Origin of the sequence: Pseudomethylobacillus aquaticus (assembly GCF_003730115.1) — a bacterium.
GTDB lineage: Bacteria > Pseudomonadota > Gammaproteobacteria > Burkholderiales > Methylophilaceae > Pseudomethylobacillus > Pseudomethylobacillus aquaticus.
Genome location: NZ_RJVP01000004.1, coordinates 60907 through 82660 on the forward strand (window position 1 = coordinate 60907; position 21754 = coordinate 82660).

At 59.6% G+C, this 21754-nt stretch carries 13 protein-coding genes; 4 read left to right on the forward strand and 9 right to left on the reverse strand.

Features of this window, described 5'->3' with window-relative positions; all coding sequences use genetic code 11:
- Genes pglZ through ED236_RS08420 form a run of 7 tightly spaced genes read right to left on the reverse strand, consistent with a single transcriptional unit; the run spans nt 1 to nt 13274 of the window.
- Entirely contained in the window at nt 1–2343 is a 2343-nt protein-coding gene (pglZ, locus tag ED236_RS08390; protein WP_123237528.1) for a BREX-1 system phosphatase PglZ type B, read from the reverse strand.
- On the reverse strand, nt 2334–4166 hold the full coding sequence (locus ED236_RS08395; protein WP_123237529.1) for a DUF262 domain-containing protein: 1833 nt from the start codon (nt 4164–4166) through the stop codon (nt 2334–2336). Before ED236_RS08395 ends, pglZ begins: the two co-directional genes overlap by 10 nt.
- Entirely contained in the window at nt 4163–7519 is a 3357-nt protein-coding gene (locus ED236_RS08400) for an N-6 DNA methylase (RefSeq protein ID WP_123237530.1), read from the reverse strand. Before ED236_RS08400 ends, ED236_RS08395 begins: the two co-directional genes overlap by 4 nt.
- Before the next feature lie 13 nt (nt 7520–7532).
- The gene (gene brxC, locus ED236_RS08405) at nt 7533–10985 is read right to left on the reverse strand and encodes a BREX system P-loop protein BrxC (protein ID WP_205125664.1); all 3453 of its coding nucleotides are present in this window, start codon (nt 10983–10985) and stop codon (nt 7533–7535) included.
- 15 nt (nt 10986–11000) lie between these two features.
- On the reverse strand, nt 11001–11552 hold the full coding sequence (locus tag ED236_RS08410) for a BREX protein BrxB domain-containing protein (protein WP_123237532.1): 552 nt from the start codon (nt 11550–11552) through the stop codon (nt 11001–11003).
- Nucleotides 11539–12339: a hypothetical protein gene (locus ED236_RS08415; RefSeq protein WP_123237533.1), complete on the reverse strand. Its 801-nt coding sequence runs from the start codon at nt 12337–12339 to the stop codon at nt 11539–11541. The genes ED236_RS08410 and ED236_RS08415 overlap by 14 nt, the downstream gene beginning before the upstream one ends.
- Nucleotides 12340–12359: 20 nt before the next feature.
- Nucleotides 12360–13274: a WYL domain-containing transcriptional regulator gene (locus tag ED236_RS08420; RefSeq protein ID WP_123237534.1), complete on the reverse strand. Its 915-nt coding sequence runs from the start codon at nt 13272–13274 to the stop codon at nt 12360–12362.
- A 151-nt stretch (nt 13275–13425) separates the two neighbouring features.
- Here ED236_RS08420 and ED236_RS08425 point away from each other — a divergent pair, with 151 nt between their 5' ends.
- The 4 genes from ED236_RS08425 to ED236_RS08440 are packed head-to-tail and all read left to right on the forward strand — an operon-like array spanning nt 13426 to nt 20107.
- On the forward strand, nt 13426–14892 hold the full coding sequence (locus ED236_RS08425) for a DUF3375 domain-containing protein (protein WP_240032098.1): 1467 nt from the start codon (nt 13426–13428) through the stop codon (nt 14890–14892).
- Entirely contained in the window at nt 14879–15586 is a 708-nt protein-coding gene (locus ED236_RS08430) for a DUF4194 domain-containing protein (protein ID WP_123237535.1), read from the forward strand. The genes ED236_RS08425 and ED236_RS08430 overlap by 14 nt, the downstream gene beginning before the upstream one ends.
- Nucleotides 15583–18957 carry an ATP-binding protein gene (locus ED236_RS08435; RefSeq protein ID WP_123237536.1) on the forward strand — a complete coding sequence of 1125 codons (3375 nt, stop codon included), beginning with the start codon at nt 15583–15585 and terminating at the stop codon, nt 18955–18957. The genes ED236_RS08430 and ED236_RS08435 overlap by 4 nt, the downstream gene beginning before the upstream one ends.
- Entirely contained in the window at nt 18944–20107 is a 1164-nt protein-coding gene (locus ED236_RS08440) for a Wadjet anti-phage system protein JetD domain-containing protein (RefSeq protein WP_193726083.1), read from the forward strand. Before ED236_RS08435 ends, ED236_RS08440 begins: the two co-directional genes overlap by 14 nt.
- Before the next feature lie 42 nt (nt 20108–20149).
- Here ED236_RS08440 and ED236_RS08445 read toward each other — a convergent pair whose 3' ends face one another.
- Both ED236_RS08445 and ED236_RS08450 read right to left on the reverse strand, forming a co-directional pair.
- The gene (locus ED236_RS08445; RefSeq protein ID WP_123237538.1) at nt 20150–20659 is read right to left on the reverse strand and encodes a PIN domain-containing protein; all 510 of its coding nucleotides are present in this window, start codon (nt 20657–20659) and stop codon (nt 20150–20152) included.
- The gene (locus tag ED236_RS08450; RefSeq protein WP_123237539.1) at nt 20640–21719 is read right to left on the reverse strand and encodes an XRE family transcriptional regulator; all 1080 of its coding nucleotides are present in this window, start codon (nt 21717–21719) and stop codon (nt 20640–20642) included. Before ED236_RS08450 ends, ED236_RS08445 begins: the two co-directional genes overlap by 20 nt.
- Nucleotides 21720–21754 lie beyond the last annotated feature (35 nt).

Sequence of the window (21754 nt, forward strand, 5' to 3'; positions counted from 1 at the left end):
TCATCCTCCGCCAATCACGGTGTTTGCCTCGGCCACCAGCTCGCCCGATGCGCTGAGCAGGACCAAAAACGCCGCGCGGCCTTGCAGTTCTTCGTTCTCAACAACCACCGATGCGGTGCCGTTGTCCTTGAGCGACTTCACGCTCACGACCACGCTGGACGCCGGGTCGCCAGCCTGGGTGCGAATATCCAGGGACAAATTCGCGTACTGGCCATCCACAGCTACCGTGCAGCGCAAACCCTTCCAGGCGATGTCGGTGACCTCGACTACCTGTTTGCCTGAAGCGCTCCCGCTTCGGGTCACCATCAACTCCAGCGTCAGACACTCCTGCAAACTCAATCCGCCGTGGTTGTAATCCACCGATTTGCCATAGCAGCTCACACCGTCCGCCAGGGCGAACTGCTGATTGGGGTTCCAAAACCAAGGGTACAAACGCTCACTGGTGGAAGCGCCAGGTTTGATTGAGGCGCAGCGTCCCCATTTGTTGTCAGTGAGGTCCTTGGACATTTGGATCGTGGGTAACTTGCCCGGCATAAGTAGCCAGCCGTGGTCAGTCACCACCCTAACGCTGTTCCAGCCTGCAGCCAACAAGGTGGCGATGCGTTCTGCAATCTCTGCGAGAAGCGCGTCTATGTGCTTGGCAAGTTTCCAGCCCCGCGCATGTCCCTCGTTGTCGATGTCGCCAAATTCGCACCACGCGTTACCCTGGCCGTCACCATTCTCAGTGCGGTCCAGCACTTTCCAGTGGTTATCGTTCAGCAGCTTCTTCAAGTGGTAGCCGCCCTTGAGCGACTGGCCAGTGGCGGCGACGCATGGCTCAAAGTCGTCGCAGTCGTCGGTGCCGCTGATCTTGGTCCTTACTGGTGAAGCAGCCGCTTTGCCTGTCGCGGTCACGCTGGGCAATGCCGTCCAGCCGATGTTCTCTGCCACCAGGCAGCCGCGCGCCTCCAGGGTCGCCGAGAGACGGCGGGCCGCGTCAAATCGCAGGCCATCCACGAAAAGCACGCATTCACCCTTGGCGGCGGCGAAGACCTTGGCACTTGCGATCGTTCCTCCGGGGTAGCTCGATCCATCGACCTGTTTCTGCAGGTAGCGTGCGGACTCCTCCAGCCAGGGCAGATAGATCGCCCGCACTGCAGCCGTCACCGCATCAACGTCCGCCACTTTGTCTACGCACGCCAGCGCCAACAGAATCGCATCGTCGGCGCGCCAGCCCTGCGTGGCATAACCGGCCTGCAAGTCCGCAACTGAGCCGGCCGCCAACGCCGTCTTGGTCACTTCCGCAACCAATGCTAGGTGCTTGGCGGCCAGCGCCAGCGGCGATTCACCCAACTCAGCCCACACCAGCTCACGGCGCGGCGAATGGGTCTTCTCCAATTCCAGCACCCGCTTCCTCGCATCGTGCGCCGGCATATGGCTGAAGGCGAGCAAGTCACGCTGGAGCGCTTGTTCCTGTTCCTCGTTCCATTGTGGCCAGCCACCAGCAGACTCAGTCGTGACGAAGAGATCAAAAATCGGAGGCTTGCACTGGCGGATTCGACTCGGGATGTTGGGGTAACGCTTTGGCGCTTCGCTGTAGCGTTCCCACACCGAATGCCAAGGCCCCTCGCGTGTCGCCAGCTTGCTGGCACCCGCCAGAACGCCGTCGGCCTGGGGGTTGAACGCCAGCTGTGACTTGCAGACCTCGACAAAGGCCTTCCACTCGTTGGCGCCGCGCGTGGTCTGGAACGCGTCGCCCAGGTCCAGCCACTGCAGCAGGTCGCGCACCGGGTCGCCGCCAGTCAGCAGGGTGTTGAAGTAGTCTTTGTCCAGCCGCTTGCCCTTCAACAGCTCCAGTTCTTCATCCAGAAGCCGGTACAGAGCCAGTTGCATGGCGTTCTTGGCGTCGTTGTCCTGGGCCACGTCCAGACCCATGCCGCCTTGGTCGGACTTCAGGAAGGCCATGATGGTCCAGTCCTTGGCGTTCGCCTGCGACCAGATCACGCCCCGATACTGCAGCTCGGCCAAGGGCTTCAAGAGGTCCGGGCAATCTTCGATCGCCCGCAGATCCTGGCGGCTCACGCCAGGAAGGTAGAACACCGGCACGCGGTCGGCTGGCAAAGTGACATCGGGCGCCTTGCCCGCAATCACGCAGCGCAGCCAGATGGCCGGTCCCGTACGGCTCTCGGGCGCGTAGTCGCCCAGCACCAACAGTTCCGCCAGCTCGCTCTGCAGGCGAGGGATCACTGCCTCCCACTGGCGGTCCTTGTCGGGCCACAAGATGCACGATGGCGCAACTTGGACTTCAGGGTTGAAGATCGCCGAGTCGCGCAGGGTCTTGACCAGATGTTCGATCACGCGCATTGCTGGCCCTCCGTCATGGCGAAGAGCCCCATCACCTGATCCACCAGCGTCGTGGTCCGCACATCGATCTGCTCGATGCTCCATGCCTCGGCCGTCGCCAATTCGGCGTTCAGCTTGAGCCCGTTCTTGTAGCCGACCTCACGGCCCTTGCTGTCGGTGCGGTCGCGCTTATCCTTGAAGCTCTTGTTGCCCAGCGCGCTGTTGAAGCCGGAAATCGTCAGGTTGCCCAGCTTGTGGACATGCGTTTCCTGAATGGCTTTCGCCTTCTTCTCGTCTCCGCCCGCGATCATCTTCACCCACGACGCGGGGATGTTGTCGCCCTGTGGGAAGATGTGTTCGATGGTCCACACGAACAGCTTGCCTTCGTACTTCCACAGATCGACCCAGGTCTCCTTGGTCATGCTCTGCTCGGCCAAGGCGCACAGCACGAACCGCGTAACCCCGGCGTTCTCCTCGTAGATGGCGCCTTCCAGCTTGCTGCGGAAAGTCTCGTCGCTGGCCGATACCGCCAGTAGCTCGTCGCGGATATTGGTTACCACGGCATCGCCTGACAGTGCAGCCACCTTGTCGATGATGGCCATGAACAGGCGCGTCAGATCGCGGGTGGGCGGTGTGTCGGTGAGATTGCGTCGAACGAAGAAGCAGACCAGCAGCCGCGCAATCTCTTCCAGTTGCGCTACGTCGATGCCCAGTGCTTCACGACGCACCAGCAGGTACAGCATCAACAGATACGACGGAGCGCCCTGAATTCGGTCCAAGTCCTTCAGCGGCTTATCCAGCGGAGCCCAGGCTTCGTCAGTGTTACGCGCCAGCATCAGCGCATACAGCTGGCCTGCGGAGCGAATGGCCTGCAGATGGTGCTTGGCGTCCTGGTTGATCAGCTTCTCGTAGATCTGGATCAGGTTGGACCTTGTGGCCACTGGGCCCAGGGGGTCCTTCTTCTTGTCCTCGTCCTTGCGGAACGGAACGTTCAGTGGGTCCTTGAACGCGTTGTAATAGTGCCGGAAGAAGCGCTCCTGGACGCTATAGTCGTCGCCCAGATACCCCAGCAGCTTGTTCCAAACGTCGAAGTAGTGGTCCACCTTGCCGGGCTCGGTGGTCTCCAGCCGCGCCAGCAGCTTGTTCTTGATCAGGTCGATGGCCGTGAGCGGCATGCCCCGGTTATTGAGCGACTCGAACAGCGTGTAGGCATCGGCGTGGCTGGCGACCTCGATCTTCACCAGGCATGCCTGGCTCACCTTGTCGAGGAAGGCCATGATCGACGCCAGGCGATCGTTCTCGCCGTCCACCATCTCTTCGATACGCCCCTGGAAGTAGCGAAAGGCGCGGAACATCTTGCGGTTGCCCGCATAGGCTGGCGTATCGAAGGGGCTGATCACGCCCACGTCGGACAAGACGGCACGGTAGTCGTTCTGGTTGTTGTTCTGAATTTGCGGGATGACGCGCAACTGGTCGTCTCCCTTCTTCAGCACGAGCTTGCGCTTGAGGTTGATCAGCTCCACGCGCTGGTCGTCATCCAAGTCTTTTTCGTGCAGTTTCAGCGACTGGTATAACGCAGCGAAGAGCAGCGACAGCGTCGTCAGCCGCTGCTGGCCGTCTACCACTTCCAGCCGCTGCACCGCCAAGGTGTCAGTAGTCTGGTTGATGCAGATGATCGAGCCCAGGAAGTACCCGGGGTCGTTCTCTTCGACGTCATCAAACAGCGACTCCCACTGAGCCTTGCTCCAGGTGTACTCACGCTGGTAGCGCGGAATCGCATAAACCACGCCTGCTTCGATGTCGAAGAGCTGCGAAACTGGATAGTTATTGACCGACTTGATCACTTGGCCTTCTCCCGCGCCTTCTGTTTTTCCTCAAGGCTCAAGTGGTGGTCATTGATGCGGTCACCAACCTTGCCGCCGTATTGCAGGCCGAGCTCATACCAAGGCGCAGAGGGCACGTCGCTGCCACGGTCCTTTTCCCAATGCAGACTCTTTGGCTTGTCTCGCAGAACACCGGCACCTTTTTTTCCGACATCCGGAACAGAGAGGAAGGGGCGGATGTTGAGGCGCACACCATCGTTGAGATCGGGGTCCCAGCCAATGGGCTGCTGCTCGATGGGCTTCCAGCGCACAAAGATGTCGTAGGGCGCCTCACCGGCCAGGATTAACTCCAGGCGCTTCTTCAGTGCCTCAGCCGCCGCCAACTTTTCCTGAGCTCCGTCGACGCCGCTCCCAGCATCGCGCTTCTGGCGGCTGATCCAATCACCCAGGTAGGTGTAGATCAGGGCTTCAAGCGTCTTATAGTCAAGCTTGTGGTAGTTGACCAAGGCGGCAAAGCCATCGCGCAGGCCGTCCCAGATGTGCCACACAAACGGGCGATTGCCAAACAGTGCGCAGTGCTGGGTGAAGAACTTGTCGCGCAGCCAGGTTTCGAGCGACTTGCCGGCGTGGTCGGCGGCAGTCAGCAGCTGTGCCAGCACGTCGTTGCTCCAGTCAGTGCCGTAGGCATCGGCCAGCAGATTCAGTAGTCGATCACTTGCTGATGCTTCGTGACCTACTGGCGGAATGCAGACGATGCCGTCCTTATCTGCATGACTCGTAAGTGATTTGCTGCCAGCAATCCACGTACGCGCCTCATCTGACAACTCCATCTTTGCATCAATTTCAGATGGCCATTGATAACCGAGCAATCGGGCAACAGCCACTTGCAGTGGATCGGTTGCTGACTTCGGGTGACCGTGAAAAATCCACTGCGTCGGATTGTTCGAATAAGGCTTTGGCGCCCCGCTCCTAAATTGATCTCTCGCAATGGATTGCCAATGCTTCAGGTCAAATGGGATCTTCTCAAAAGAGCCATTAGTTGGCTTTAAGGATGCATCGATCTTGCGAACTTCCTTGGAGAGTTCGCCAGAAAGTCCGTATGCAAGCAGAGGAAGAAAATGATCCTCATTGATCGGCACGATTGCGGTCATATTGCTATCAAACTTCTCGCCTAAGTAGATGGCACTCGGCAGAGATGCCATCTGACTTACAGCCAGCCCTTTGATGCCCCAGGCTCTATTGCCTTGCCGCCTAGCGAGACCTTGACCGTCGTCACCCCAGAAGATCACACCTTCAAGGCCACCGAATTGTTCAGAATTTGGCACAGTGCTCTGATAGTAGGTCCAGTCCGGCTTTAGCTTAGCCATTTCCCAGAAGAGCCTGCTTACGCGCCCGTCATCCCCAGATTTAATTCCTTGTACAGATTTGGCGAACTTGCCTAGCAATGTTCCAGCCGCCAGCGTCTGAAGTGACACGCGAGTATCTGGATTCTTTAATTGCTCAGTCTGCGATACGCGCTGAACTTCCTGGGTTTGCACTCGCAGAGACTTTTCTTCTGAACTCCTAAATGAGCTAACGTCAATGCCGCATATTTGATTTGATGCGATATTCGCCGCGCCCCCATCCTTGGAAGGGTTGCTTACGATCAGCATCTGGACATTGAAGTCCCACATTGGCGTCTGGAAAGCTTTTGGCCCCAGGAGAGCAATGAATCCCCAAACCTTTTCAGTGAGCAACCCCTTTCGCATTTCCTCATAGGAGGTCTTGAATAGCCAATCTTGTGGCAGGACGAGACAGGATGTTCCCCCATCGGTGCACAGCTCCAGGCATCTGAGCAGAAATACGGTCTCAATCGCGGTTCGTGCTTCTGGGTAATTCTTGATGAAATACTCGTTGATTGCCGGGTCGAGATCATTGCTACTTCTGTAGGGAACGTTTGTAGCTACGAGGTGATATTTGGCGCTCAATAACCGAGCTGATTCCAGAAGGCCTTGTGCGCCAAGAGCCAACTCCCAACGTTCGTGAAGGTCACTGGTCGAGCCGGTCGGTCGTTCGGTCGCCAACGCTCTATCCAACAGCGAAGTGAGAGTCTCATGGCTTGAGGTCGCCAAGTCGTTCTTCAGACTGCGCGAGGGATCAAGCAAACTACCCAGCAGTGGCGCCCGGGCGAAGCTCGCGTGGAGCTGTCGCAACTCCTGCCTGACGTACTCCGCATTGGGTGCTTCATCTGGCACCAGCGCCTCCCAGTCCTGCGCCTTTGCCGCGACCTTAAGGCCGCAACAAGCGATCTTGGGCGGCGGAATCTCCCGCACTCCAAGCGGCTTGCCGGATGCATCCGGATAGCGCCAGGCTTCCAGTGCCACCGCGAACACGGCGATCTCCACACAGCGCGGGTCCAGTTCCAAGCCATGGATGTTCTCGGCCAGCACGCGATTGACCGCCTCCTTGGCGCTAAGGTCCTCCGCCGCCATGCGCATCGGCACCAGCATCAGGAAGGCGGCCACGAGGAAGTGACCCGAACCACAGCACGGGTCGAGCAGCTTGAAGTCGGCCAGCGAGTCGGGCCAGCCCTCGAACTTGCCTGCGGCCGGGGTGCCGTCTTCCAGGGTGCGGAAGTAGTCGAGGTTCACCGGACATGGCTTGCCAGGGTGGCGGGTGGCCCACCAAGCGCCGAGCGAGTTGTGCAGCAAGAAGGACACCATGTATGGCTCGGTGAAGAGCTGGGTGACGGCGGGTAACTCGTCGGCGCCGATCTTCACTTCCGACTTGTTGATGCGCTCCTTATTGTCGGCCTGCCAGAACTGGTACACCCAGCCCAGGCTGTCGCTGGCCTTGAATAAAGCATCGGGCAGGTCCTTGAGCAAACGCTCCAGCTCGCTTTGGTGCTCGGGCGCAAAGGTCAACTCGAACACCGGCGAGCCGGGCTTGAACACCTGCGGCAGCATGCGGGCGGCCAGCTTGCCGGCCAGCTCCCAGCCGCTCTTGGCGCCTTCGTCCGGAGCCAGCTCATCGCACTCTTCGATGGTGACGGCCACGCCGTCGTACATCAGCAGGTTGTTGTCTGCGAGGAAGCGCGCAAACAGCATGCGGTGCCAGTGCTGGTAGGCTACTTCTTGTACCAGGTGCCGCAGCTCTTGCTTGCCATAAGTCGGGTTGGTGCTCTTCGAGTCGCGGGCGTCACCAAGCTGCTTACCGTGGGTGCGCAGGCGGTTGCGCAACGCCTTCTCGTCATCGCTTAGAAACGTTTCCGGCTTGTCGTGGCCGACGCCCAGTTGGTCCACCGCCGCGTGCGCAGCAGCTTCAGCGACCGTGCGGGCTGCTTTAACCGTTTTTTCCAGCGCGCTGCGCAGGTCTTTATCCAGAGCTTGCATCATGCGTATTCAGACCTCAATGAAGAACGACCGGGCCGTTTTTCAGGGCCTGCGCTATGGTTTGTCGGGCATCGTTCAGCCAGGCGTCGATCTCCGCCTCTGACTTGATGGTGCGGCTGGGCAGCTTGACGAACTGCGCCTTGGGCTCCATCAGCTCGGCGGCTGCCACTAGCACGGCGTCGAAGCGCGAATCGATGGCGGCGACACGGTCGGCGAACGACGACAGCGACAGTCGATCCACCGTGGCCAGCACTTCGTCGGTGTTGGCCACCTGCACCTTGGGGGCGTCGGTGAGAGTGAGCTTCTGGGCTGCCAACAGGCTGTTGCGCTGCTCAGGCTCCAGCTGCTTCCAGTTGGTGTCGGCGTCCAGGCGCGCCATGCCGTTCTTGTGGCGAGTCTGGTATTCGCCGTGCAGGCGATTCAACTCATTGCGCAGTAGCTGGGTGAGGCTGGCCACCAGCGGCGTGACGGGATCGGGTTCTTCCAGCAACTGACGTTGCTGCTCGATGTGCGTGACTTGCGCCACCAATACGTCTGCGCCCGACAACCCATTAGCGTGGGCGAGCAGGCGCTTGAGGGTATTCCAGGCGGGCAGGCGTTTCTCGATGCGCTCGGCCAGATCCGTCCAAGCATCAATCGCGTCGCTGAGTTCGTCGCGCTGGTTGTAGAGGGCCAACAGCTGCTCGTTGCCGGCGGTGAGGCGGATTTCTTCCAGCGCCTTCGTTTCAGGGCGTACCGGACGCGGGGCCTCGCCCCCGGCGCGGTTGGCCAGTTCTTGTGCGCTGACCAAAAACTGCGGCACGTAGGCCAGCTCTTCGCCTTGCTTAGCGCTGAGACCAACCTTCTGTAGCACCTTACGAATCTGGATGCGCTGAGCTGCCGAAACGGTGGCCGATTCGACCTTAAACATGGTCTTGCCGATGATCTTGCGTTCCAGGTCTTTCGGGTCGATGGTCTGACCCTTTTCGTCCTGGGCGCGGATCAGACCGGCCACCAGCAGCACCTGCAAGCCACCGTCGACGGCGTCGCCCGGCCAGCCGTAGGTGGCACCTTCGAAGTTCTTGCGAATATCGATGCCTTTCTTGCCGCCGGCAATGAAAGCCAGGATGGCTTTGCACACCGGGTTCTTGGCGGGCTCACCGTCATCGCCCACGCTCTTTAGGGCGTCTGGCGCGCCGTTTTGGGCTTTCTTCAAAACGTTTTCCCAACCAGCATGGTCGGCAATATGGAATTGCGGGTAGAGGCGTTGCAGCGCGTTGGTAGCGGCTTCCAGCGTCATGTTCTGCAGGTCGGTACCCAGGATTTCGTTGCCGCCGCCTTGGAACACACGGGCGCCGGAGAAAGCCTCTTGCAGCAGTTCGCGAATCTTGCCTTCAGCGGTTTGCTTCGTGGTCTCCATCGCCGAGCGGGCCTCGGTGCCCTCGGCGGTGTTAGGCACGCCGCGTTTGTCCAGCGTGGCGCTGGCGGCCTTGAAGTCGATCAGGTAGTGGCGTAGGTCATCGGCCGAGCGCTTGGGGATGAACACGAACACGGTGGGCGACTGGTTGCCCGCCTGACGTGCGTCGGCACGCACCGAATTCTCGTCAATGCTCCAGCCGTCACGCACCCAAACGCAAACCTTCTCGTTGGCGTCGGCAGGCAACTGCGCATCGAACACTGGGAAGATGTCGCGCGTGACTTTGGACGTGCCCTGGGTCAGCGAGAGTTTGCGTACCATCTCGCCGAACTTCTTGCGGATGCGATCGTCGCGCTCTGCATCCACCCGGTGGGCTTCGTTGGCCAGGCTGTTGCGCTGGCTAAGGAATTCGTCGTTCCAGGCGGCGCTTTCCTCGGTCTGGATGCGGTACTCGTCACCCACCTTCATCAGCAGCTCGCACTTGTCGAGCAGCCCGGGGAGCTTGCTGCGCAGCGCGCTGGAGCCTTGGGTGAGATCTTCCACTAGCAGATCGGCCAGCGTGTCGACCGTGGCGCGGATACCGATCTCGTTGTTACTACTGGCCAGCTTGTTGATGAGGAAGACCAGGCCGCAGGACCGTGCCATCAGGCGCTGGTCATCGGTTCCCTTGGACCAGACCATGGTCTTCTCATGAACCTTGCGCGGCAGGATGCGGGACTGCAGCAGCTTGTCGGCTGCGTCGAAGTAGAGGTAGTCCGCTGGCACAACGCTTCCGACCGGCGCCTCCACATTGGTCTGAATGACCTTGTGAATCATCGAGAGCTGATTACGCAGCTGGCTGTCGGTGCCGGTTTGGTCCAGCACGCGCAAGGTGTTTTCCCAGAAACGACGGCGCACCGGCAGGATTGGGTAATCCTGCGGGAAGAACTGGATGTCGTCGGGGCGGTGGCCGATGGTGGTGCCGGCCAGGTGACGTGAAATCTCGCCCAGGTTGGTTTGCATGACCTTTTCGACCGGCGCCTTGGCCTCGGGCTTCTTGGCCAGAATGACCTGACGGATAACGGCATCGACGTCGGCGTCGGACAGCTCAACGCGCACGGTGAAACGGCCTTCGAGCTTCTTGAGGTTGGATGTGCCGGTGACTGCGGTTTGACCGGTGCCGATGAAGAGCATCTTGGCGCCGATGTTCTTGCAGCAAGCCTCGACCACCTCCTGCACGTCGATAGAGCGTTGGCTGTCCTCGCCGATGTACTGCTGTACCTCGTCGAGTACCACCAGGGTGAGGGGGAACTTGCCGTCGCGGGTTAGCGCCTGGCGAATAGCTTTGAGCATGTCACCGCTGGAGACGTCCTGCACATAGGGGTAAAGGTTGTTCAAGGTCTCGACGCAGGATGCTGGCGACGTGAACAGGTTAGGCTTTGCCTTGACCAGGGCTTCGTGCAGCCCCTCGGCCACGTAAAAGTTGTCGAGTTCTTCGTTCCAGTCGAAGCCGCTCTTTTCAACATGGCTGCGAACGGCTTCGTAGATGCCTTCATGCTGAAGCCACATGACAAAGCGCGCCACCGGGTACTGCTCGGGCAGGCCAACAGACTTGAAGAGGATGCCAAGTAGAGCCATGCGGACGGACTTGTCGCGCGAGCTGGAGCCCAAGGTGCCAGACGCCGCGTGCAGCCCACCGTGTCGCTTGGCCTGGGTGCTGAGTTCTTTCAGGTAGTCGCTGACGCCCTGAGGCAGGTTGGCAATACCGCGCGCGGTGGCACCATCGTCAAACTGGCTATCCACCCAAAGGGACCGCAGCATCTTGACCAAATGCGATTTACCTGAGCCATAGAAGCCGCTGACCCACACGGCTGGCTGCTCGGCCTGTTCGATGTTCTTCAGGTAGACGTCAAGGATGTGCTCCAGACCCTTTTCGTACTGGCCATCGCAGACGAAGGTCTCGAGCTCGTACCGCAGTACGGACAGCGCCTGGTTGGTCTTTTCGTCGTTGACGCTGGCAACGCCCTCGTTGACCAATTTGCGGGTCGACGGGTCCTTTTGGTAGATGTCGCGATTTAGCATGGCTGTTGTCATGAATTGGTCCCTTAATCAGAATTCTTTGTCGGCGGTAATCGGCACGGCGAGGTAGTTCCAGCCGTCGTACCCATCCAGCAAGCGGTAGTTGTTGTCTTCGTAGCTGCCGGGAAAAAACACCAGCAAGCGGCCCTTTACCTTGGGGGCGAGCTTGTCCACAACTTCCTTGACCTTCAGGAAACCGAACAGTGAACCGACACCCTGCAGCGCCACGACGAAGTCGTCGCTGACATTTTTGTCTTGTAAGAAGGCATCGAACTCGGCCTCGATGTAGCCGAGGTACTTGGGCAACAGCGTCGACAGAAGATTGGGCTTTTGGAAATAGCTCTTGGCGTAGCGCTGGGACGCAAGCCAGTTCGGGAAGGAGTCGGTCAGGTCGAACACAACCCAGTCATGGCCCGCCGCGCGAGTCGCGATCTCAAACTCATCGACCTTGGCACGCAAGCGCAGCTCTTCCGTTTCGTGGTACACGCAGAAAATCACCCGCTGGGCGGCGGCGGCGTCATCGCGCCATGGCACAGCCACATACTTGCTGTAAGACTGGGTCAATCGCTTAATTCTGCTCACGGAGCCACTCCATTTCCTGCGCAGTGATCAAGTTCGGGAAAAGCACTTCGACCACCTGGCCGACGCGCTTGAGTGAGATCCAGCCCCGGCGTGATGCGTCCTCGGCCAACTCGATCGTTTTTTCAAATGAACAGTCGAGCATTCGAGTGAAGTCACTCTTGAGCAGCGACTCGCCGCGCAGACCGCTGACGTAGCCTAGAAGCAGCGCCAACGAGACCGAGCCTGGCGTCGCCACAGCACGGGCCCGCACTTTGCGAACGCGGCCAGCCAGGTGACCCGCCTGAGTCCAGGACGAATTGATGTTCTGTGCTGTGGACTTGAGCGTGGCCTTGCTGAAGCGCCCCGGCTCTTGCGCATCGATGAACTCTTCCATCGCCTCACGGGTGACGGTGGCTCCTTCCTGGAAGCCCAAGACAAAGGAAGCCGTGGCCCGAAGCAGGGGGTCACGCGAGTAGGCGCACAGCGCTGCCAATAACGGCTGTCCATCCACATCGCGTTGCCAGAAGAAACGCAGGGCACGGAACACCAACAAGCTCGGATCGAGCGCGTAGAGGTCAGCCAGGTGCCGGAAGGTCAGCGTCCGCGTTTTGCCCGAGCGCTTGCCCAGGCAATTGGCAGTCTGGATGGCCTCCAGGTAGTCGGCCCTGGCCGCGTCGGCTACGTCCACAAAAGACAGCAGGGCGCGCAGCTCGGCGAGCATCATTGTCCGGGCGGTATGGACGCCGCCGCGCTCATAACTGAACCCGAGTCGCTCCAGCTTTTTGTTGTGTTTGTTCTCTTCGTTCACGTTGAAGTCAGTCCTGTTATTCAGTCGGCATCAGCTTCGATCCGTTGTTGATCAGGGGAGCGGTAACCCGGCGCCAAAACAGCATTGCGCACACCGTAAATGGCAAGGTGGTCTTTCAACCAAAGTCGGTACTCATGGCCGCGCAGACTGTGATCTGGGGAACAGTCCACACTCCACTTGCGCAAGATGTATCCAGCGGTGGCAGCGCGCAGCTTCATCCGTAGCACGCCGTCGCGCATGTCGTAATCCATTTCGGTGATCTCCGGCCGGGGCTGGTCTGGGTGCGGCACCAACTCCAGTTCGACGATCCGAGTCCACTGAATGTCTTGGTCGCTCATCTCATGGGCTGCAACTGGCAGCCCCTTTAGCACGACAGGGTTCTTGATCCGGGTGATGACGAAATCCCGGAACTCCTGGGACTTCCGGTCGAAGGCGCGGACATGCCAGCGCAGGCCGTTGTCGATCAATGCGAACGGAACAATCTCTCTCTCGGACTTGCCACTTGAGATCGAGTAATAGTCGACAGCGAGAGCGCATTCCTGGTGGATCGCTCGAGTCACACTCGCCAACACATCCATATCTGGGTGCGTAAGTCGTGAGGGGCTTTCGCTGGCCACCCACGCCTTGAGTCGCACCGGCTCGCCGTCACCAAAGCCTTGTGTCAGCCACGACATCACCCGCTCGGGGGGATAGTCGAACACGGGCCGGAAGTCTGGCCCCAAGACGTAGGCCTTGCCTTTGGGGTCATAGTCGATATTGCCCGGAGACAACTCCTTATAGAGCGCCAAATCCCGGGTTGCCGCTGCGGACTGGATGCCAAACCGCGCAACCAAGTCCTGCCGACGGATATCCCCCACGAAGCGCACACGCAGCTCAATGAACGCGAGCCGGTCGCGCTGAGGCTGGGTTAGTTCTGCAAGTTGGTCTTTGGGCATTCCTGAGTGCTCTATCGGGTTAACGAATGCTTGTGCGGGTTATTGCGTGAAGTATATAAGCTGCTCTAGAATGTGGCAATGCAATGTTTTTGATTCTTGTATGCGTTGCATTGTGATGACCACATGACGGGCGATGCCCGCACTTTGGAGCATGGGAGTGAAAGCAGACAAAGCCATCGCGACCTACCGGCGCATGCGGGCGCAGCCGCTATGGCGTCTGCTTGCCTCGACTACCGGGCCTACCGTCATTGGCCTGCTTCAGTCCCATCTGTATGAGGGCGAGCGAAGCCTCCCTGCCTCCATTTTTCACGAACGCATCGCAAGGGATCTGGAAGAGCTGCGCGCCCAAGGCGAAGACTTTCCCCAAACGGCACAGGCGTATGTCGCCAGCTGGCTCGCCGACGGGTACCTGGAGCGACGCTTCCCGGCTGGCGCTTCCGAAGAGGAATATGAACTCTCCACGGCAGCCGTCGAAGCCATTCGGTTTGTCTCTGGCCTGGCGCAACCGCATTCCGCCGCGACCGAAAGTCGTCTGACGCTCGTCATCGAGGCCTTGGCCCGACTTGCCGAGGACACCGACACCGACAAGTTCCGCCGCATCGACCAGCTGATGGCCGAGCAAGCCCGTATAGATAAAGAGATTGACGCCATCCAGAAGGGGCAGATGCGCGTGCTGCCCCATACAACGGCGCTCGAGCGAACGCGGGAGATCATCACGCTGGCCGACGATCTGGCCGGTGATTTCCGCCGTGTCCGCGATCAGTTCGACCAGCTCAATCGAGATCTCCGTGAACGCATCATGGACAACGATGGCAATCGTGGAGATGTGCTGGATTCGCTGTTCGCCGGAATCGACCTGATTTCAGAGAGCGACGCCGGAAGGACTTTCTCCGCTTTCTGGCGATTGCTTACGGACCCGGAGCAGGCGGCCACGCTTGATCAGGCGCTTGATAGCGTGATGTCGCGGGAATTCGTGGGGCAGCTCGAAGCCAAGGAGCGACGATTCCTTCTGCGGCTGACGCGCACCCTTCTTGAGCAGGGCGGCATGGTTCACGAGGTGCTCCAGACCTTCGCGCGCAGTCTGAAGCACTTCGTCCAGAGTCGTGAATACCTCGAGCAACGCCGACTCAATCACCTGCTGAAAGACGCTCAGCGCGCAGCACTGAGCCTGAAGGATGAAGTCAGGGCCACTGACGCCCTCCAGTACACGCTGGAACTCACGAGCAGTCGGTTGCGCTCCTTGTCTCAATGGGTGCTGCACGACCCATCCCTGCAAGCATTGCCTGGGCAGATGGCAGAAGGAGACGCGCCGCCCATCGATCTTGAGTCTGTGAGCGAACTGGTCGCACAGTCGGAAATCGACTTCCGAACCCTGAAGGCCAACGTGCTGGTAGTCCTGGATCAACGCTCCCAGGCATCGATTGCCGACGTGCTGGAGCAGTTCCCTGCTGCACAGGGGCTGGGCAGCGTCGTCGGCCTGCTGGCGTTGGGCAGTCGGCATGGGTTCAAGGCCGACCACAGTGAAACCGTAGGCTGGGTTGGAGGCGACGACGAGCGTCGTAGCGCCCGAATTCCAAAGATCTTCTTTTTGAGGGAGCGGGCCAATGAACTGGTCTGAGAACGACGAAGCGGCAATGCCAGCCGAGGCACAAGCACCCGATGCTGCTCCAGCACCCGCCAACACCCTGTTCCTGGGCGACAGCGGCGAGTTGCCACTGGATACCCGGCGCGCCCTGGTGCAGCTGCTGGCAGGGCCATCGCTCGACGGACGTCGGCATCCAAAACTCTGGCCGATCTTGGTACGAGACGAAGCGGTGATCCGTCGGCGTCTTGCCGAGCTGTTTCTCGAACTGGTTATCGACCGAGACGTACAAGTGGCGTTCACGCGCCAGGCAGATACCGGCGATCTTGAGGTGCCTCTCCTGTTGCGCCGCGCCCAGCTGACGTTCATTGACTCCATTCTGCTGCTACACCTTCGCCAGCGATTGACCCAGGCGGACTCGCAGGGCGACCGTGCCGTGGTGTCGACAGACGAGATCACGGAGTTTCTCTCCCTCTATGAGCGCGCCGCCAACACCGACCGTGCAGGGTTCGTGAAACGGGTTCACGCCTCCATTGAGAAGATCAAGAAGCACAGCATCCTGCAGAAAATTCGCTCGAGCGAGGATCGCTTCGAGATTTCGCCGACGCTGAAACTCCTGTTCTCGGCAGAGGAAATACAAGCACTGACGCAGCTGTATCAGCGCATGGCGGCCGGAGAGGCGCCAGCGCAGCTGGTTCAGACTGATGCTGATGAGGAGGCCGACCAATGATCTCGGAACCCCAAACCGCCTCCTTGTTTGCCCGCGAGCAGTTCCGAATGACTCGCCTGCAGGTTTACAACTGGGGTACTTTCTCCGGCCTGCACGACGTGCCGATCAGCGAACGAGGCTTTCTGTTTGTGGGTCGATCCGGCGCTGGGAAGTCGACGCTGCTCGATGCATTTTCGGCGTTGCTGACACCACCTCGATGGATCGATTTCAACGCGGCTGCGCGCGAGGCGGACCGCAGTGGCCGTGACCGCAACCTCGTCACCTACATACGTGGCGCGTGGGCTGAACAGAAGGATGGGGAGTCGGGAGAGATCGCAACCCGCTACCTGCGCGCGGGGACGACCTGGTCTGCCTTGGCGCTGACCTACCAAAATGCGTTGGGTCAGTCTGTGGTGCTGGTTCAGGTGTTCTGGCTGCGGGGCAATGCGAACGGCAGCGCCGACGTCAAACGCCACTACCTTGTCATGGAACGGGCCTTTGACCTGCGCGAACTGGAGGACTTCGGCCAATCCAACTTCGACATCCGAAAGCTCAAACAGTCTTTCCCCGAGGCGTTTGCCCGCGACGAATTTCGTCCCTATTGCGAACGGTTTTGTCGTCTGCTCGGCATCGAGAGCGAAATGGCGCTGCGTTTGCTGCACAAAACCCAGTCGGCCAAAAACCTCGGCGACCTCAATACCTTCCTGCGCGACTTCATGCTCGACAAGCCCGAGACCTTCGAGGTGGCGGATCGCTTGGTCAGTGAATTTGGCGAACTCAATGCGGCCCACCAGGCGGTCGTCACGGCTCGCGAGCAGGTTCAAACGCTCGCGCCAGCGCGGGAGCAATATCAGCGCAGGGATTCGTTGATGCTGCAGCGCAATGGCTTGGATGAGCTTCGGCTTGGCGTTGATGGCTATCGGGAAACCCGACGCATTGAGCTCCTCAAGGAGCACGTGGCATCCCTAGAGGTGCAAGCCAATGGCTCAGAGGGTGAAGTGGGGCGGCGTCAAAGCACCCTGGATAACCACGCCGCAATCTTGCGCGATCTGGAGCGTCAGCACCGTGAGGCAGGCGGTGATCAGATCGAGCAATGGGAGGCCGAGAAATCAGGGCTGGAAGGCCAGCGCACAGATCGTCTGCGCAAACGCGGTCAGGCCGAAGATGCATGCAAGAAGCTGGAGTGGAGTCTCCCGGATTCGCCTCAAGCCTTCGCAGAACTTTTGGGCAACGCGCGGCAGGAAGTCGAAAACTGGGAGCAGCGCAGCAACGCGAACCGCGAAGAACAGTTCCGCCTGGCCGGTGAAAAAAGGGACGCTGAGGCAGCATTTTCGCAAGCACTGAAGGAGGTACAGGCACTTCAGCGCCAGCCATCGAACATTCCAGCCGACATGCTGGAAATGCGCCGAAACATTGCCGCTGCCATCGGGATCTCTGAGTCCGCGCTGCCATTCGTTGGGGAACTCATCGAGGTGAAGCCCGACGAGGCTGAATGGCAGGGGGCCATAGAGCGCGTATTGCACGGGTTTGCGCTCTCGCTCCTGGTAGACGAACGCCAGTATTCGGCATTGGCCAATCACATCAACACCACCCATCTTGGGCAGCGCTTGGTGTATTACCGGACTGGCCGCCCGGAGACCTGGCAGGCCAAGCCCATCGGGGCCAATTCGCTCGTCCTCAAGCTGAACGTCAAGGAGGGGACGTATGCCGATTGGCTCCAGGCCGAGCTGCGGCAACGCTTTGATTACGCGTGCGTCGATTCCATTCAGTCGTTCAGGAGTGCTGATCGCGCCATTACCCGTGAGGGTCAGGTCAAGCACAGCAAAACCCGGCATGAGAAAGACGACCGCAGAAGTGTCGGCGACCGACGAAACTGGGTGCTCGGATTCGATAACCGCGAGAAGCTCGGACTCTTTCAAGCTCAGGCGCAGGAGCTGGGTGCCACCATTTCGCGCCTCGGCGGGGAGATCGACAAGCTCTCCGACCAGGACAAGAATCGTGCGGCCCGAGCGATGCAGTGCCAGACTCTGGTGAATCTCCAGTGGCAGGAAATAGATGTGATCCCATTGCTGGATCGCATCTCCACCATCGAGCGGCAGATCCGCGAAGCGCGCGAGGGGAACACCACCCTGCTGCAAATCAGTGAGCAGATCGAGAAGCAGAAGAAGCTCGTCGACGATGCTGACAAGGATCTTCGCCAGGCAACGCGTGCGCACGACTCGATTGTTGACCAGATCAAGACCAGCACCCATAAACTGGAATCCCTCTTGCAGGACGCGTCTATCGTTCCATTGACGCCCCATCAGGTTTCGGGTCTCGACGAGCGCTTCGCCAAGCAGTCAGATGCAGTCCGACTCGACAACCTCGACAAGGTGACAACGTCTGTAGAACGCGCACTCAATGCGGAGGTCGAAGAGGTCAACCGTGGGATTGGTGCATGCGAGAAGGAAGTAGAAGCGCGCTTTGCCGACTTCAAACGGCAATGGCCGATGGACGCGGGCGACATGGACACGAGCCTTGCCAGCGCTCCAGACTTCTTCGCCAAACTGGTTCGACTGGAGACGGATGGGCTGCCCGCCTATGAGCAGCGATTCTTTGAATTGCTGCAGAACCAAAGCCACCAGAATCTGGCGGCGCTTTCCACCTACCTGAACGATGCGCGTAAGGCGATCCTGGAACGGATGGATCTGGTCAACGACAGTCTTGGTCAGGTGCCCTTCAACCAGAGCGCCAATCAACGTACCTATCTCCACATCGACGCCAGTGACCGGCAGCTTGTCGACGTCAAGGAATTCAAGCAGGAGATCCAGCAGGCACTGAGCCATGCATGGACGGAGGATCGCGAGTTTGCCGAGGCGCGGTTCCTGGCCTTGCGACGACTTGTTGATCGACTCGCCAGTCAGGACCCCGAGCAAAAGCGCTGGCGTGAGACTGTGCTCGATGTTCGACAGCATGTTGAGTTCATCGGACGGGAAATCGATGAAAGCGGTGTCGAAATCGAGATCTATCGCAGCGGAGCAGGCAAGTCCGGCGGCCAACGGCAGAAGCTGGCCACCACGTGCTTGGCCGCAGCCCTGCGATATCAACTGGGCGGGAACGACCACGGCGTGCCGATGTATGCGCCTGTCGTGCTGGATGAAGCTTTCGACAAGGCAGATAACGAGTTCACCGCTTTGGCGATGAATATCTTTACCAATTTCGGATTCCAGATGGTGGTCGCTACACCGCTGAAGTCGGTCATGACCCTTGAGCCATTCATCGGTGGCGCCTGCTTCGTGGATATCAGCGATCGGCGCGTGTCAGGCGTCCTGCTGATTGAGTACGACGGTGATCGTCAGCGGCTGAAACTGCCAGAGCATGCACGAGAGGAGGCTAGCGTTGAAGCTTCCTGAAGATGTTCGGCAGTTTCTTGCCCGTCGCTTTCAAAGCAAGCACCGCGAGTGGTTGATTGGTGATGCGGGCGAGGATCAATGGCCGCTGGAAGTTCCGCTCGGCATACCGACGGAACAGGCTGCGCTAAGGCAGGTCGACGGCGTTCGTGCTTGGGTGAGCGCATGGCAAGGTTGGCAAGGAGTCGGCTCCTTGTCCTGGTGTGAGCGCAGGTGGAAAGCGCTTGGCGTTCAGCGACTACCGGAGAAGCTAGCGTTGGGCGGCCCAGAGGATGTTGCCATGTGGATTGGTGATTCCGCGCGATGGGAGCGTGCTCAATCTCGCTACCGGACACTCACCGCTCGCTGGCCGGTACTGGCGCAGCCGTTGCCAAGGTACTTTGATGTCCTGGCGGACTACGGCGATGCCGATTTTCGTCGGCTTGCAGAGATGCTGGACTGGATAGCGAACCATCCACAATCCGACCTCTACCCCCGCCAGCTGCCGGTGTCCGGGCTGGATAGCAAATGGCTCGATGGGCGCAAAGGACTGCTGACGGATCTGGTGGCCGCAATACAAGAGGATTCATCCAGCGACCTGGATTTCTACCAGCGCTGCGGACTGAAAGCACCTCCACTCCTTGTGCGAATGCGGGTACTGGATCAGGCGTTGCGAGCCAGGGTCGGTGGCGTGGGTGACATCACTGCACCAGTGGAAGACCTGGCGGGTCTCAATTTACCGGTCTCACATGTGTTTATTGTCGAGAACCTTCAAACGGGACTGGCAATGTCCGACATGCCGGGCGCTGTCGTGTTCATGCGTCTTGGCTATAACGTCGACGTGTTGGCCCGTTTCCCTTGGCTTGCCCGCGCAAAGTGCATCTATTGGGGTGATTTGGACACCCATGGATTTGCCATCCTGCATCGCGCCCGTACATACATTCCAGCGTTGCAGTCCGTGCTCATGGACGAAGACACCTTGCTGCAACACAAGACGCTGTGGGTGGATGAATCGGCGCAGCATCCGGCAACGGAACTGACACTCCTGACAGAGCAAGAGCAGCAACTCTATCGGGATCTCAAGCAGCAGCGCTGGGGGCAAAACGTTCGTTTGGAGCAGGAGCGGATCGACTGGGCTACCGCATGGAGCGTGTTGCAGCGGGCATTGGCCTAAAGCCACTGGCCCGCAATGGTTGTATGCCGATGGCAAACCTGATCAACGCAGCGCGTTCAGTACTTTTTCGGCTTCCGGCCAGGGCAGCCGTCGCTTGCCAGACTTCATTCGGTCAAGTGCCTTGAAGGCGTCGTCGACTGACAGCAGCTGGTTCTCGATCATGGCGCACAGCAGCCCGATGGTGCCCATGACATTGACCTGCTCCTTGTTGGCAACAATCCGCAAATTGGCGTCGCCGGTCAGCAAGGTACAGGTCTCCTGCTTCGCAAGCGCCAGTGCCAAGTAGTCGTTGTGACTGGGCTTGGGACCGTTTTTCGCGGGAAGCAGATGGTTGTGCTGGCCTGGCAACTGCTCGGCATACGCCACGAAATCGCCGTTGACCTCCATGACCTGCAAGCCCAGGTCTTCAAGGCCAGGGCTGCCCGGTTCAATTTCTTCGTAGTACAGCAGATCAGGGATGCCGAACTGCATCGGAAGCTGGAAGAGCGTCTCCATCAACGCTCCCGCTTCCATATCGATCAAGATGTTCGCATCACTGATGAGCAACCGCATCCGATGACTCCAGCTGGCGTTCTTTGTGGAAGCGCATCATCGGGATGCCCAGCATTTCCGCCGCCTTGCCTTCGGAAATGTATTGCTCGGCCAAGGCGCGGTACACCAATTGATCAAACAGTCGGGGATGCTCTTGCGGCAGTGGCTGGCCAGGCTCGGTCTTGCGCCAGCCCTTGGCCGAAAACCGCTTGAACATGGAGAGATGAGCCGCCTCGGTGATCACGCCACACTGTTTGGCGCGCTGCAGCCATCCGGTCATCGACAGACCGAACTCGTGCTTGAGCACATACAGCTCTTGCCATTCCAGCGCATGGCGTTGTGCCCCAAGCAACTGCAACACCGCGACACGCGGAGCCAGGAAGGCACCGGCGAACCGGTCGCAGGCTTTCTCCTCGTTGATGCCGTCAGCCAGTCGCCCTTCGAGCAGCAGGTGCCCCAGCTCATGCGCCAGCGTGAACCGCTGCCGATCACCAGGCCAGCGTTTGGAAACAGCCACGACCGGATACTCCCGGTCATCTTCGGTTCGTGCCTTGGCCGTCAAGCCAGAGAAGCCTGGGTTCTCTTCATCGACCACGATGACCAGCAAGCCAAGGCCTTCGAGGGTGTCGGTGAGGTCAGCAATCGGATTCAGCCCCAACTGCCAAGCGTTGCGGACCGAATCCGAGAACGCATCGATCTCATCCAGCGAGGTGATGTGCTCGGGCAGATTCGCGGGCGGTGCAAAAGCCGGGAACGGCAGTTCGGGAAATGCGCCGAGCAACTCCACGCGCTTCTCCACCAACTCGACGACCTTGATCTTCAGCGCATCCTGCGCCGTCTTGCCAAAGGTCGAGAGCTTGCGGAACTCGGGCTGTAGCAGTTCAACCGTATGCGTGCGAAAGAAGTATTCGGTCCGAATGCCGCAGGCGCGGGCCAGCTTGAGCAGCTGAGTCGACGACGGCGTCAGCAGACCCTTCTCGTACTTCTGGATGGCGGTGTGAGAAACACCCACCTGTTCGCCCAACGCACCAAGGGTCAGACCTGCCGCCAATCGTGCTTGACGAATGCGATCTGCAATCATGACGCCTCCTTGGGTTGGGTTTAAAACAACCTTAA

Coding starts and splice junctions, on each gene's coding strand:
- ED236_RS08420 (WP_123237534.1), bottom strand. CDS start 13,274: ATGCCCAAAGACCAACTTGCAGAACTAACCCAGCCTCAGCGCGACCGG.
- pglZ (WP_123237528.1), bottom strand. CDS start 2,343: ATGCGCGTGATCGAACATCTGGTCAAGACCCTGCGCGACTCGGCGATC.
- ED236_RS08445 (WP_123237538.1), bottom strand. CDS start 20,659: ATGCGGTTGCTCATCAGTGATGCGAACATCTTGATCGATATGGAAGCG.
- ED236_RS08400 (WP_123237530.1), bottom strand. CDS start 7,519: ATGATGCAAGCTCTGGATAAAGACCTGCGCAGCGCGCTGGAAAAAACG.
- ED236_RS08430 (WP_123237535.1), top strand. CDS start 14,879: ATGAACTGGTCTGAGAACGACGAAGCGGCAATGCCAGCCGAGGCACAA.
- ED236_RS08425 (WP_240032098.1), top strand. CDS start 13,426: ATGGGAGTGAAAGCAGACAAAGCCATCGCGACCTACCGGCGCATGCGG.
- brxC (WP_205125664.1), bottom strand. CDS start 10,985: ATGACAACAGCCATGCTAAATCGCGACATCTACCAAAAGGACCCGTCG.
- ED236_RS08435 (WP_123237536.1), top strand. CDS start 15,583: ATGATCTCGGAACCCCAAACCGCCTCCTTGTTTGCCCGCGAGCAGTTC.
- ED236_RS08450 (WP_123237539.1), bottom strand. CDS start 21,719: ATGATTGCAGATCGCATTCGTCAAGCACGATTGGCGGCAGGTCTGACC.